The organism is Citromicrobium bathyomarinum, assembly GCF_021021475.1.
In the GTDB taxonomy this organism is placed as follows: domain Bacteria; phylum Pseudomonadota; class Alphaproteobacteria; order Sphingomonadales; family Sphingomonadaceae; genus Alteriqipengyuania; species Alteriqipengyuania bathyomarina.
Window position 1 is genome coordinate 357,235 of the sequence record NZ_JAINWL010000001.1, and the last position, 13,108, is coordinate 370,342.

Below are 13,108 nucleotides of genomic sequence, written 5' to 3' on the forward strand. Positions count from 1 at the left end.
GCAAACATGGCTACCCAGCTTGAACCCGAGGCGCGCGACAGCGTCGACGTCTTCCGCGAGGAAGTGCGACAGTTCATTGCCGAAAATTTCCCCGCCGAGTTGAAGGGCAAAGGCCTCTCCATGGGCGGGGTCGAAGGCGCGACGAAGGAAACCCCGGCGCAGAAGGCCTGGCGCGAAGCGATGGGCCAGCGCGGCTGGGGCACGCCCACTTGGCCCAAAGAATACGGCGGCGGCGGGCTGAACCGCAAACAGGCGGCGATCCTCAACGAGGAGCTGGCGCGCGCAGGTGCCTACAACCCCATCGGCGGCATGGGCGTGATGATGTTCGGCCCCACCCTGCTCGAATATGGCAGCGAGGCGCAGAAGCAGGAGCATATCCCGCCGATCTGCCGCGGCGAAATCCGCTGGTGCCAGGGCTATTCCGAACCCAACGCCGGCTCCGACCTCGCCAACTTGCAGACCATGGCGGAGGACAAGGGCGACCACTACCTCGTCAACGGACAGAAGACCTGGACCAGCGGCGGTCAGTGGGCGGACAAGTGCTTCGCCATCGTGCGCACCGATCGCAGCGACAAGCACAAGGGCATCTCCTTCCTGCTGATCGACATGGATTCGCCCGGCGTCGAAGTGCGCCCGATCACCATGATCAGCGGCACCAGCCCGTTCTGCGAAACCTTCTTCACCGATGTGAAGGTGCCCAAGGAAAACCTCGTCGGCGAGGAAGGCCAGGGCTGGACCATCGGCAAGCGGCTACTGCAGCACGAGCGCACCAATCTGTCGGGCGCGGCACCCGGCGGACGCTCGGGAGCGAGCCTTGCCGACATCGCGAAGAAATACGGTCGGACCAACACAGACGGCACGCTGGCCGACCCCGTGCTGCGCGACCGGATCGCCGATTTCGAAATCCGCTGGACCAGCTTCCTCCACACCGCGCGCCGCGCGGTCGAGGAAAGCAAGGCGGCTGGCGGCGTCTCCGAAATCAGCTCCGCGCTCAAGAAACTCGGCACCAAGCTGGGGCAGGAACGCGCCGAGCTGACGATCGAGATCATGGGCCTGCAGGGTCTGGGCTGGGAAGGCGACAACTTCAGCCCGGTCGAACTGCAGGGCGTGCGCGCGTGGCTCTACGGCAAGGCCACCACGATCTACGGCGGTTCAACCGAAATCCAGAACAACGTCATCGCCAAGCGCGTGCTCGGCATGCTCGATCATCAGTAAGATACTCGCTGCAAGATACGGAAAACAAAGACATGGCAGTTCTCAACGAAGAGCAGGAAATGCTGCGCGACATGGCGCGCGAATGGGCGACCAACGAAAGCCCGGTGACCGAATTCCGCAAGGTGCGCGCGAGCGGTGAGCCCGAAGCGTTCGACCGTACGGCCTACGCCACGATGGCCGAAATGGGCTGGGCCGGGATCATCATTCCCGAAGAGCACGGCGGTTCGGATTTCGGCTTCATGTCGGTCGGCCTCGTGGTCGAGGAACTGGGCAAGACGCTGACCGCCAGCCCGCTGATCGCCACCACGCTCGCCGCGAGCGCGATCATCCTTGGCGGGAGCGAGGAGCAGAAGGCGAAGTGGTTGCCGAAACTCGCCAGCGGTGAAGCCATCGCCACGCTTGCGATCGATGAAGGCCCCCATCACGCGCCTGAAGAGATCGAGGCCAGCGTCTCGGGCGGCAAGCTGACCGGGACCAAGGCCTTCGTCGCCGAAGCGCACGGGGCGGACCTGTTCGTGGTCGCCGCGAAGGACGGGCTCTACCTCGTCGAAAAGGGCGACGGCGTCACCCTGACCACCCGCCGCCTGACCGACCAGCGCAGCCATGCCGATATCGCTTTCGACGGCGCTGCGGCAGACAAGCTCGTCAATGGCGGCGACGACCTGCTCGACAAGGTGCTGGACCGTGCGCGCGTGCTGACCGCGGCCGAAATGCTCGGCATGGCGCAGATCGTGTTCGACACGACGCTCGCCTATCTCAAACAGCGCGTGCAGTTCAATCAGGTGCTCAGCTCGTTCCAGGCGCTCCAGCACCGCATGGCGGACCTGTTCGCCGATCTGGCGCAGATGCGCTCCGCGGTCGAGGCAGGCCTGCAGGCGATCGACAGCGGCGCCGGTGTCTCGCGTGCGGCGATCGTTGCCAAGGCGGAGGCGAACCGCGTGATGCACACGATCAGTAACGAGGGCATCCAGCTGCACGGCGGGATCGGGATGACCGACGAATACGACATCGGCCTGTATCTCAAGCGTGCGCGCGTGCTGGAGGCTGCGTGGGGCACGCGCAGCTACCTCAAGAACCGCTTCGCAACGCTGGGCGGCTACTGACGCCTTGGATCCGCTGGAGGATCCCGAAGGACTGGACGAGACGGCCGGCGCGCAGCGACGCGCGCTGGCCGAACACGCGCGCTTCGTCGATGAAAACCTGAAGCGCAACTATACCGCCAATTTCATTCACGGCGTGCTGGGCATGACCGGCTTCCGCCTGATCTACGCGCCCACGATCATCCCCGCCTACCTGCTGCTGCTGACCGGCAGCACCGCCGCCGTCGGGCTAGGCACCGCGCTGCTGCAGCTCGGCGCGACGATCAGCCCGATCGCCAGCGGATCGCGGATCGAGCATCGCAGCCACATCCTGCCCTACGCGATCGGCGTCGGCTCGATGATGCGCCTGATGATCCTCGGGCTGGCGCTGACCGGCTATTTCCTCACCGGCAATATCCTGCTGGTCGCGACCTTCGCCTGCTTCGTGCTGCTGGGCTTCTTCACCGGCGCGCAGCGGGTCGCGTTCCAGATGCTGATGAGCAAGCTGATCCCGATCCGCAAACGCGGGCGGCTACAGGGCTATCGCAATTTCGCAGGCGGACTGATCGCCGCGGTGCTCGCATGGGCGGCGGGCAATTACCTGATCGCGGACAAATGGCTGGGCAATGGCTACGCCACCACCTTCCTGTTCGCCTTCCTGCTGACCAGCGCGGGGCTGGTGGTGCTCAAGACCATGATCCGCGAGCCTGCCGCGCCCGTCAGCCGCCCGCAAATGCCGATGATGCAGCGCATCCGCCAGTTTCCCGAGCTGTTGCAGGATCGCGATTTCGCGTGGTTCCTGGCGGTCCAGTGCTTCTCCACGATGGCCCGCGTGGGCGCTCCGTTCTGGACGATCTATGCAGGCTCACAGCTCGGCCTCGACGGCGCGCTGATCGGTGGCCTCAGCTTCGTGTTCCTCGGCTCGGACACGCTTTCCAACGTGCTCTGGGGCCCGCTGGGCGACCGCTTCGGCTTCAAGATCATCTACGTGCTGGCGCTGTGCAGCTCGGTCGCGGGGGTCACGCTGCTGATTTTTGGGAGCACTGCCGTGCCGATTTATGCCGCCTTCGTGCTGCTGGGCGTCGGCGGATCGGGCTGGATGCTCGCCTCGACCACGATGGTGCTCGAATTCGGGGAGCCGCAGGACACGCCGATGCGGCTCGCCTTCGTGACCACGCTGGAGGGCGCGATCGCGGCGAGCGGTCCGGTGATTGCAGGCCTGCTGGTGGCGGTAAGCGGGTTCCAGCCGCTGTTCTTCATCGTGCTTGCGGCACAGATTGCGGCGCTGGGGCTGCTGATCGTAAAGGTGCGCGAGCCGCGTAACCGGGTGGCGGCAGTCTAGCGAACGGGCCGCTAGCTGCGGTCCGCCAGCATCCCTTCGCTCAGCACCGAGAGATAGGTTTCGACCGCCTCTTCCTGATCGTCGAACCGGGCCGCCCAGCGCCGCGCCTCATAGGCACCGTTGAGCGTGGACATGATGATCTGGCTGGCAACCAGCGGGTCGATCGCCCGCACCGACCCGTCGGCGAACCCGTCGATCAGGAAGCCGGCAAAGCGCCGAGCAAGGCGATTGGAGCGCATCACGACGTCCACCTTGGTCTCGCTGTCGAGCGCCTGCAGCGCGGTGGTGCGCAGCAGCGGCATGGAATCGAAGAACTGCAATTGCAGCAGCTCGTTCAGGATACTCGACAGGCGCGTCCAGTACGATCCTTCGAGATCGTACCCCGCCATCTGCACCTTCGACAGGCGATCATAGCTGCGCTGGAAGCACTTCAGCACCAGATCGTCCTTCGCGTCGTGGTGGTGGTAGAAGCTGCCCTTGGTCACGTTGAGCGCTTCGGCAATCCGGTTTACCGACGCCCCGCGATAGCCGCGTTCGTTGATCATCACCGTCGCCGCGCGCAGGAACTCGTCGTTCTGCTGCAGCGGGCGATCCTCGCGAACGCGCCAGCCGTCATCTTCGAGGGCCACCGGGTTCCACTCGCCACGCTGCGCGGGGATGCCGAAACACAGGATATCGACGATCTTGGTCTCGACCCGCGGGAAATCGAGCACCGAATAGCGCCGCGACCACACCGGCCACCACAGCATCGCTTCGATCAGGATGTGCGCGCGGGCAGAGAAGAGCGCGCGCTGCTTCTCATCCGCAGGCTCGCCGAAGAAGGCGCGCACGTCGTTGACCACCTCGCGGTAGGCGAACAGCAGTTCGTCCTGCTGCTCCTGATCCAGCGAGCGGATTTCGGACAGCGCAGCCATCAGCCCCTGCTCGCCCCGCCGAATGCGGTCGCGCAGCGCGACGTGCAGCTGGACGAACCTGGCGATACGTTTTTCGAGCGTATCTTCGGCCAGCGCCTCCTCCGCCATTGCCTTCAGCAGCGCGATGGTTTCGGCATAGACCGAGACGATCAGCTGGTCCTTGCGCGGGAAATAATAGGTGACGCTGGTCGCGTTCAGGCCGATCGCGCGCGCCACCTTGGTGAGCGTAGTCGCCTGAACGCCGGTTTCGTTGATCAGCACCGATGCGGCGCGCACGATGGCGGTGCGTTTTTCGCCGAACTTCTTCGTGACGTCAGGCTTCTTCGCCATCCGCTTCCCCCAGCATCCGTACCCGTCCCCTGTAACCCACGTTCGAAGCGCGCGGGTACAGGGTTCAGAAGAAGCTCGAAAGCTCCTTCTTCAAGATCTTGCCATTGGCATTGCGTGGCAAGGTCTCGTTTGAAAAGGCTATTTTCACCGGCACCTTAAACTTGGCCAGCCGGGCCGCGACCCATTCCTGCAATTCGGCCTCGCTCGCGCTAGTCCCGGGTGCCAGATGAACGACCGCAGCAGGCTCCTCTCCCAGCTGCTGGTGCGGGATGCCGACCAGCGCCGCATCGGTCACCGCCGGGTGATCGTAGAGAACATTCTCCACCTCGGACGAATAGATGTTCTCGCCCCCGCGGATGATCATGTCCTTCGCGCGGTCGGCGATGTAGCACCAGCCTTCCTCGTCCAGTCGGGCGAGGTCGCCGGTGCGCACCCAGCCGTCGATGAAGGTCTCGGCAGTGGCTTCGGGATTGTTCCAGTAGCCTTTCACCACCATCGGCCCGCGCGCCCACAACTCGCCGATCTCGCCGGTCAGCAATTCGCGGGTGCCGTCCTCGCTCATGATCTTGAGGTCGGCGACCGCGACGGGAGGCCCGCAGCTGTCGGGGCGGTTGAGGTAATCTTCCGAGGAATGGCCGGTGACGGTCGCCATCGTCTCGGTCATCCCCCAGCCATTGCCGGGCAGTGCGCCGAATTCCTCGCGGATCTTGCGCACCAGTTCGGGCGCGGCGGGCGCGCCGCCGTACGCGATCGCCTCGATGCTGGAGAGGTCGTAGTTCTTGCGTTCGGGATGTTCGAGCAATTGCCAAGCAATGGTCGGCACCCCGCCGGTGGAATTGACCTTCTCGCGCTCGATGATCTGGAAGGCTTCGACCGGGTCCCAGCGATACATGAAGATCAGCGTGTTGCCCGCAGCGATCGCCCCCATCAGCCCGGCGGAACACGCGGTGACGTGGAACAGCGGGATGACGGTGAGCGTCGTCTTGGGCTGCGGTAGAGGGATTTCCTCGCCCCGGCGCAGCACCGCGCAGGCGGCTCCGAAGCCGCTCGACATGATGTTGGTGCACAGGTTGCGGTGCGTGCCGAGCGCGCCCTTGGGCTTGCCGGTGGTGCCGCTGGTGTAGAAGATCGTCGCGTCGTCTTCGGGCAGGATCTCCACCTCGGGCAGCGCGCGGGACGGCAGATCCTTGTAAGCGGTCGGAGTGCCGATCACGTCTTCCAGCCGCGATGCGCCGTCCAGATCGCCGTCGTGACGGGTGACGAGCACTGTCTCCAGCGCCGGGCACTCGCCGCGCAGTTCGGCAATCCGCTCCCACCGCTCCTCGTCGCACACCAGCAGCTTGGTGCCCGAATTGGCGAGGCCGTAGGCCAGCTCGCCACCGGTCCACCACGCATTGAGCGGGACGCAGATCGCGCCGATGGTGACTGCGGCGAAGAACACCACCGGCCATTCGGGCAGGTTGCGCATCGCCAGCGCGACCCGGTCGCCCTTCTCTACACCCAGAGACTGGAATTCGTGGGCCAGCGTGGCGACCGCGCGGAACCACGCGTCATAGGTCACCCGCTCGCCCTGGTAGATCATGAACTCGCGCTCGCCGTGCGTCTGACCGAGCAGCGCGATCGCTCGCAGGTTCGGCGGGGCGTTCTTCCACACGCGGGTCGGGACGCCGCGGATATCGACTTCCTCCATCTCGAACCGCATCCCCGGCGCGGTCAGGATCGCCTTGCACTCGGCACGGCTGCGCGCGGGCCAGTTTTCGGGCGGGGTCCAGCCGATCGCGGAGGCGAGGTCTTTGGGTTTGGCCGTGCTCGCCATCACAGCACCTCGAACAGGCCGGCCGCGCCCATGCCGCCGCCGACGCACATCGTGACGACCACGTATTTGACGCCGCGCCGCTTGCCCTCGATCAGGGCGTGGCCGACGCAGCGCGCGCCGGTCATGCCGAAGGGGTGGCCGATCGAGATCGAGCCACCGTTGACGTTGAGCCGGTCATCCGGGATGCCCAGCTTGTCGCGGCAGTAGAGCACCTGCACCGCGAACGCCTCGTTAAGCTCCCACAAGCCGATATCGTCGATCTTGAGGTCAAACCGCTCGAGCAGCTTGGGGATCGCGAAGACCGGCCCGATGCCCATCTCGTCGGGCTTGGTGCCCGCGACCGCCATGCCGACATAGCGGCCCATCGGGGTGAGCCCGCGCGCCTTGGCGACCTCCGCCTCCATCAGCACGCTCGCCGCAGAGCCGTCGGCCAGCTGGCTGGCATTGCCCGCGGTGATCGTGTGCCCCTCGCCCATCACCGGATCGAGCTTCGCCAGCCCCTCCAGCGTGGTGTTCGGCCGGTTGCAGTCGTCCATCGCGATGGTGACTTCGTGCTGCGAGACCTCTCCGCTCTCGCGGTCCTTCACGTCCATCACCGTGGTGACTTCGACGATCTCGTCCGCCAGCTTGCCGCTCTCCTGCGCCGCAGCTGTGCGTTGCTGCGACTGGAGCGAGTAGGCGTCCTGATCCTCGCGACTGATGCCGTAACGCTTGGCGACGACCTCCGCCGTGCCGATCATCGGCATGAAGATGTCGGGATGCATCTTCAGCAGCTCTTCGTCGCGCGCCGGTGGATTGAGGTTGCTGCGGATCGCGGTGATCGATTCCACGCCGCCCGCGACGCAGATATCCATCCGGTCGACGATGATCTGCTTGGCGGCGGTAGCGATCGCCATCAGCCCGCTGGAGCACTGGCAGTCGATGGTCATCCCTGCGACGTCCACCGGCAGGCCTGCGCGCAAGGCAATCTGGCGGCCGATGTTGAAGCCCTGGGCCCCGCCCTGGCTGGCGGCACCGAAGACCACATCCTCGATCTCCCCGCCATCGAGCCCGGCGCGTTCGACCGCAGCCTCTACCGACCATGCCCCCAGCTGCACCGGATGGGTTGCGTTGAACGCCCCGCGAATCGATTTCGCAAGCGGGGTACGGGCGGTGGACACGATGACTGCGTCGCGCATTTTCTCAGACATTCCTTATCCCTCGTGCCGACTCGTCGCGGCTTGGCTGCGATCTTGCCCGCCCCGCACCGATCAGGCAAGCGCGTCGAGAATTTTTCTGAAAGAAGGGTATGAGCCTTCACATCGCCGTAAAATCCGTTACCCCGGCACCGATAAAGATCAGGTACGGCCTAAATGGACCGGCCAGCAAAGGAGAGCATTGGATGAAGCTGGGCAATCCGGAAGACCGGGGTTTCGACAGCGAAAGACTGCAACGGATCGACCGTTTTCTGGACGAGACCTACCTCGAAACCGAGCGGCTCGCCATGATGCAGCTGCTGGTCTCGCGCGACGGGCAGCCCGTGCACTATTACCACGGCGGCACCTTGCGCGACGACGGCACGCCGATGCGCGAGGATGCGCTGTTCCGCATCGCCAGCATGACCAAGCCGGTCACCTCGATCGCGTTCATGCAGCTGGTCGAGCAGTGCAAGGTCGCTCTGGAAGATCCGGTATCGCGAGTCCTACCCGAATTCGAAGGCCTGGGGGCCTATGCGGGCGGCGGGGGCGACCTGCCCTTTGCGCCGACCAGGCCGGGTCAGCCGATGCGCTTCGTCGACCTGATGACGCACATGGCGGGGCTCACCTACGGCTTCCAGAACCGCACCAGCGTGGACGCGGCCTACCGCAAGGCGCGGCTCGACCTGTCGCGCGGCGCGATCACCTCGGATGAGTATATCGCCACGCTCGCGAAGATCCCGCTCGAGTTCGAGCCGGGCACGCGCTGGAACTACTCGGTCGCGACCGATGTGCTGGGCGTGTGCGTCGAGCGCATTTCCGGCATGAGGCTGGGCGATTACTTCCACGAACACATCTTCGCGCCGCTGGGAATGGAGGACACCGGCTTCGATATCGACCCGGGAAAGCAGGACCGGCTGGCGGACGCCTATCTCTATCGCCCAGGCAATACTCCGCGGCTGACCGACAAGGGCGCGGAGTCGCGCCTGATGGAGAAGGCGACGTTCCACTCGGGCGGCGGCGGCCTGATCTCTACCCTTGCGGACTACGACCGGTTCTGCACGATGCTGGTCAACCGTGGAGCCTACGAAGGCGCGCAGATCGTCTCGCCCAAGACGCTCGACCTGATGACCGCGAACCACCTTCCGGGCGGAGCCGACCTCACCCAAATGAGCCAGAGCCTGTTCAGCGAGGCGAACAATGCGGGCACCGGCTTCGGCCTCGGCTTCGCGGTGGTGACCGACCCGGCGCGCACGCTGATGCCTGCGAGCAAGGGCGAGTTCTACTGGGGCGGCGCCTATTCGACCGCCTTCTTCGTCGATCCGGTAGAGCGGATCACGATGGTCTTTATGACCCAGCTCTACCCGTCGTCCATCTATCCCATCCGCCGACAGCTCAAGACGCTGATCTATTCGGCCCTCACCCACTCGAACGCCTGAAGGAGTATCGACCCGATGACCTCACCCATTAGAACCGAACGCCACGACAACGTTCTGGTGATCATTTCCGACAATCCGCCCGTCAACGCGCTGGGCCAGGCGGTCCGCGCGGGGCTGGTCGACGGGATCACCGAGGCACTGTCCGACGATAGCGTCGAGGCGGTGGTGATCCGCTGCGACGGGCGTACGTTCTTTGCCGGCGCCGACATCACCGAGTTCGGCAAGCCGCCGCAGGGGCCGAGCCTGCCCGAAGCGCTCGACAAGCTGGAGGCGAGCGACAAGCCGGTCGTCGCCGCGATCCATGGCACCGCCTTGGGCGGCGGCTGCGAAGTCGCCCTCGCCTGCCACTACCGCGTCGCCGTGCCAAGCGCGAAGATGGGCCTGCCCGAAGTGAAGCTGGGCCTGATCCCCGGCGCTGCGGGCACGCAGCGCCTGCCGCGGCTGGTCGGCGCTGAAGCCGCCCTCCCCCTCGTCGCGATCGGCAATCCGATCTCGGCCAAGAAGGCCAAGGAGATCGGCCTGCTGGACGAGCTGGTGGGCGAAGACAGCCTTGCCGCCGATGCCATCGCCTTCGCCAAGTCGAAGATCGGCCAGCCCGTCCCCCGCTCCAGCGAGGGCGACGCCAACCAGGACGGGATCAAGAACCCCGATATCTTCGACGAATTCCGCGCCAAGAACGGTCGCAAGATGCGCGGCTTCGACGCGCCCAACGCCGCAATCGCGGCGGTGAAGGCGGCGGGCGAGCTGTCCTATGCCGAAGGCGTGAAGAAGGAACGCGAGCTGTTCGGCAAGCTGATGACCGGTACGCAGTCCAAGGCGATGCGGCACTATTTCTTCGCCGAACGCGCGGCCAACAAGGTCGACGACATTCCCGCCGACACCCCGCTGATCGATATCAGGAAAGTCGGCATCATCGGCGCGGGCACGATGGGCGGCGGGATCGCGATGAACTTCCTCTCCGCAGGCATCCCGGTCACCATCCTCGAGATGAAGCAGGAAGCGCTCGACCGGGGCACCGCCACGATGCGCAAGAACTACGAAGCGACCGCGAAGAAAGGCCGCATGACCGCCGAACAGGTCGAACAGGCGATGGGCATTCTCACCCCCACGCTCGAATACAGCGACCTCGCCGATTGCGACCTCGTGATCGAGGCGGTGTACGAGAGCATGGACGTGAAGAAGGACGTGTTCGGCAAGCTCGACGAGGTGGTGAAGGACGGCGCGATCCTCGCGTCGAACACCAGCTATCTGAACATCGACGAGATCGCGACCGCGACCAAGCGCCCCGGCTATGTGCTGGGCCTGCACTTCTTCAGCCCCGCCAACGTGATGAAGCTGCTTGAAGTGGTGCGCGGCGAGAATACGCGCGACGATGTGCTGGCGACCGCGATGAAGCTGTCGAAGAAGATCGGCAAGGTCGCGGCAGTCTCCGGCGTGTGCCCCGGGTTCATCGGCAACCGCATGCTCTCCAAGCGGCAGGAGCAGGCGAACCAGCTGATCCTCGAAGGGGCGAACTACTGGGATGTGGACGACGTACTGCTCGAGTTCGGCTTCCCCATGGGGCCGTTCCAGATGGGCGACCTCGCCGGGATCGACATCGGCTGGCACCGCGACCCGAGCAAGGTCACGACCATCCGCGAGGCGCTGTGCGCGGTGGGGCGCTTCGGCCAGAAGGCGGGCAAGGGCTTCTACGACTACGACGAAGCGCGCCAGCGCACTCCGTCGGACGAGGTGAAGCAGATCATCGCCGACTTCGCGGAGAAGGAAGGCAACGAACAGCGCGACATCTCGAAGGACGAGATCCGCGAGCGGCTGCTTTACCCGATGGTCAACGAAGGCGCGAAGATCCTCGATGAAGGCATGGCGCAGCGCGCGAGCGACATCGATGTGGTGTGGATCAACGGCTATGGCTGGCCGCTCTACACCGGCGGCCCGATGTTCTGGGCCGACACGATCGGGCTGGACACCGTGGTTACCGGGCTGGAGAAGCACGGCCTGCCGGTGAGCGATTACCTGCGCAAGAAGGCCGAGGCCGGCGAGAGCTTCAACTAGGCTCTCCCTCACCCGGACACGAAAAGGCCGGCACCCCACGCGGTACGCCGGCCTTATCTTTTTTGGAAGCGATCAAAGCTCGCTGGGCAGTTCGCGGATGTCCTTTTCGGGATCGTCGACCAGCTGGGGCTCGACGTTCAGTTCCATCACGTTGCGGGCCGAGGGCGTGTAGGCTTTCCATTCGGGCAGCAGCGCGCTCGACGGGGTGCCGGTCTTGGCGAAGGCGATCCACGCGTCGCTCATCATGTCGGCCATTGTCTGCGCGTCCTCGCCGGTGCCGACCAGCGCCGCGCTTTCCTTCGCGTTGTCGAACATCAGCGGGATGTCGAGCGTGTGCGGCGTGCGCAGCATCCCGCCGCCGATCGGCGTCTCCCACGTCAGGCGATAGACATAGACCGGCGCGCTCGCGGTCTTCGCCTGCTGGTCCGCCAGCAGGTAGGTGCCGCGCGCGAAACGCGTGCCCATCGCGATCGCCGCGAGGTGCGTGGGCGAGTAGTCGGGATAGCGCTTGCGATAGGCGGCGACCGCCGCAACCGCCTGTTCGCCCATCGCCCCGGTCATCGCGGTAAGCGTGCCCTCGGTCAGCCGCCCGAACCATGGTTGCGCGGCGACGAACAGGGTCATCTCGTCCTTGTTGTAGCCGATCAGCACCGGGATATCGCGCGCCAGCTCGGGCGCGGCGGGCAGGAAGGGATCGCGCGGAATGATCGTGCCATCGGCGATCGGCCCGAATTGCGGCCCGCGACCCATCGCGCTGCCTGCCGGAGTGGCCTTGCGCACCGCCTCGACGATCTCGTCGCTGCGCACGTAGCGCAGGTCTTCGAGCGTCTCGACACCTGCCGCATCGAGAATCTTGGCCGCGTAATCCGCTGCCTCGGCAGGCTTGCCGCTGAATACGCCGGGCCCGGACTGGATCACCGCCTTGTCGAACAGGCCATCCGCGGCGGGCATCGCCATCAGGTGGCTGACCTTCGATCCGCCGCCGGATTCGCCCATGATCGTGACATTGTCCGGATCACCGCCGAAGCCAGCGATATTGTCGCGCACCCATTCGAGCGAACGGACGAGGTCGAGATTGCCGACATTGCCCGAGGCGGCGAAATCCTCGCCGAACTTTTCCGCGAGGTTGAGATAGCCGAAGGCGTTGAGCCGGTGGTTGACCGTGACGACCACAACGTCGCCCTTCTCCGCCAGGTTGCGCCCGTTATAGGCGGGCCAGTTGCCCGATCCGTAGGCGTAGCCGCCGCCGTGGAACCAGACCATCACGGGCCGTTTCTTCCCGTGGCCCGCCGCCGGGGCCCAGACATTGAGGAACAGGCAATCCTCGTTGTCCATCTTCGCTTCGGTCGAGGTGGGGAAGATCGCCTGGATGCGGCGGGTCATCTCGGACTCGTTGGGGCCACTCGCCGAATAGAGCTGCATGCACGGCGCGCCGTAGCCCGTCGCATCGGCGATGCCTTCCCATGCCTCCGGCTTCTCGGGCGGCTGGAAACGCAGATCGCCCAGCGGCGGCGCGGCGTAACGCACGCCGAGGAAGGCATCGATTCCGCCCTGTTTCAGGCCCTGCACCGAACCCGCCTCGGTCTTCACCACCGGGGTCGCTGCGGGCGGCCCGGCATCCTGCGCGGCGGCGGGCGCACTCAGCGCGAGCCCGGCGATCGATGCGAGCATCATGGCATTTCGTGTCATGTAAGGTTCCTCCCCTGGATGTGTCGTCGCGCGTGAAGGGGCGGAAAGCCGTCCACG

Annotated in this window: 9 protein-coding genes; 5 read left to right on the forward strand and 4 right to left on the reverse strand. The window is 65.5% G+C overall.

Translation table 11 applies throughout. The features are described from left to right. Positions 1 to 6 precede the first annotated feature (6 nt). From K7H93_RS01840 to K7H93_RS01850, 3 genes are read left to right on the forward strand one after another with little or no spacing between them, the layout of a single operon-like run. The gene (locus K7H93_RS01840) at positions 7 to 1,215 is read left to right on the forward strand and encodes an acyl-CoA dehydrogenase family protein (protein WP_230782155.1); all 1,209 of its coding nucleotides are present in this window, start codon (positions 7 to 9) and stop codon (positions 1,213 to 1,215) included. Between the two features lie 32 nt (positions 1,216 to 1,247). Next, positions 1,248 to 2,318, forward strand: a complete 1,071-nt coding sequence (locus K7H93_RS01845; RefSeq protein WP_230782156.1) for an acyl-CoA dehydrogenase family protein — start codon at positions 1,248 to 1,250, stop codon at positions 2,316 to 2,318. Positions 2,319 to 2,322: 4 nt separating this feature from the next. Next, positions 2,323 to 3,636 carry an MFS transporter gene (locus tag K7H93_RS01850; RefSeq protein WP_230782157.1) on the forward strand — a complete coding sequence of 438 codons (1,314 nt, stop codon included), beginning with the start codon at positions 2,323 to 2,325 and terminating at the stop codon, positions 3,634 to 3,636. Positions 3,637 to 3,647: 11 nt separating this feature from the next. Here K7H93_RS01850 and K7H93_RS01855 read toward each other — a convergent pair whose 3' ends face one another. From K7H93_RS01855 to K7H93_RS01865, 3 genes are all read right to left on the reverse strand, one after another. After that, positions 3,648 to 4,880, reverse strand: a complete 1,233-nt coding sequence (locus K7H93_RS01855; RefSeq protein WP_230782158.1) for a TetR/AcrR family transcriptional regulator — start codon at positions 4,878 to 4,880, stop codon at positions 3,648 to 3,650. A 64-nt stretch (positions 4,881 to 4,944) separates the two neighbouring features. Next, entirely contained in the window at positions 4,945 to 6,696 is a 1,752-nt protein-coding gene (locus K7H93_RS01860) for a class I adenylate-forming enzyme family protein (RefSeq protein WP_230782159.1), read from the reverse strand. Next, positions 6,696 to 7,874 (reverse strand): acetyl-CoA C-acyltransferase, encoded by a 1,179-nt coding sequence (locus tag K7H93_RS01865; RefSeq protein WP_230782161.1) that lies wholly within the window; start codon positions 7,872 to 7,874, stop codon positions 6,696 to 6,698. The genes K7H93_RS01860 and K7H93_RS01865 overlap by 1 nt, the downstream gene beginning before the upstream one ends. 203 nt (positions 7,875 to 8,077) lie before the next feature. Between K7H93_RS01865 and K7H93_RS01870 the strand changes: the two genes are divergently transcribed. Together K7H93_RS01870 and K7H93_RS01875 are read left to right on the forward strand one after the other, a co-directional pair. Continuing rightward, complete coding sequence (locus tag K7H93_RS01870; protein ID WP_230782163.1) at positions 8,078 to 9,310, forward strand: serine hydrolase domain-containing protein; 1,233 nt, start codon at positions 8,078 to 8,080, stop codon at positions 9,308 to 9,310. Between the two features lie 15 nt (positions 9,311 to 9,325). Beyond that, the gene (locus K7H93_RS01875; protein ID WP_230782165.1) at positions 9,326 to 11,362 is read left to right on the forward strand and encodes a 3-hydroxyacyl-CoA dehydrogenase NAD-binding domain-containing protein; all 2,037 of its coding nucleotides are present in this window, start codon (positions 9,326 to 9,328) and stop codon (positions 11,360 to 11,362) included. Between the two features lie 72 nt (positions 11,363 to 11,434). Here the strand turns inward: K7H93_RS01875 and K7H93_RS01880 are convergent, their stop codons facing one another. Further along, the gene (locus K7H93_RS01880) at positions 11,435 to 13,051 is read right to left on the reverse strand and encodes a carboxylesterase/lipase family protein (protein WP_230782166.1); all 1,617 of its coding nucleotides are present in this window, start codon (positions 13,049 to 13,051) and stop codon (positions 11,435 to 11,437) included. Between the last annotated feature and the right edge of the window lie 57 nt (positions 13,052 to 13,108).

Bases quoted from the DNA above. Each gene is read 5' to 3' on its own strand.
- K7H93_RS01840 (WP_230782155.1), top strand. From the start codon at position 7: ATGGCTACCCAGCTTGAACCCGAGGCGCGCGACAGCGTCGACGTCTTC.
- K7H93_RS01845 (WP_230782156.1), top strand. From the start codon at position 1,248: ATGGCAGTTCTCAACGAAGAGCAGGAAATGCTGCGCGACATGGCGCGC.
- K7H93_RS01855 (WP_230782158.1), bottom strand. From the start codon at position 4,880: ATGGCGAAGAAGCCTGACGTCACGAAGAAGTTCGGCGAAAAACGCACC.
- K7H93_RS01860 (WP_230782159.1), bottom strand. From the start codon at position 6,696: ATGGCGAGCACGGCCAAACCCAAAGACCTCGCCTCCGCGATCGGCTGG.
- K7H93_RS01865 (WP_230782161.1), bottom strand. From the start codon at position 7,874: ATGCGCGACGCAGTCATCGTGTCCACCGCCCGTACCCCGCTTGCGAAA.
- K7H93_RS01870 (WP_230782163.1), top strand. From the start codon at position 8,078: ATGAAGCTGGGCAATCCGGAAGACCGGGGTTTCGACAGCGAAAGACTG.
- K7H93_RS01875 (WP_230782165.1), top strand. From the start codon at position 9,326: ATGACCTCACCCATTAGAACCGAACGCCACGACAACGTTCTGGTGATC.
- K7H93_RS01880 (WP_230782166.1), bottom strand. From the start codon at position 13,051: ATGACACGAAATGCCATGATGCTCGCATCGATCGCCGGGCTCGCGCTG.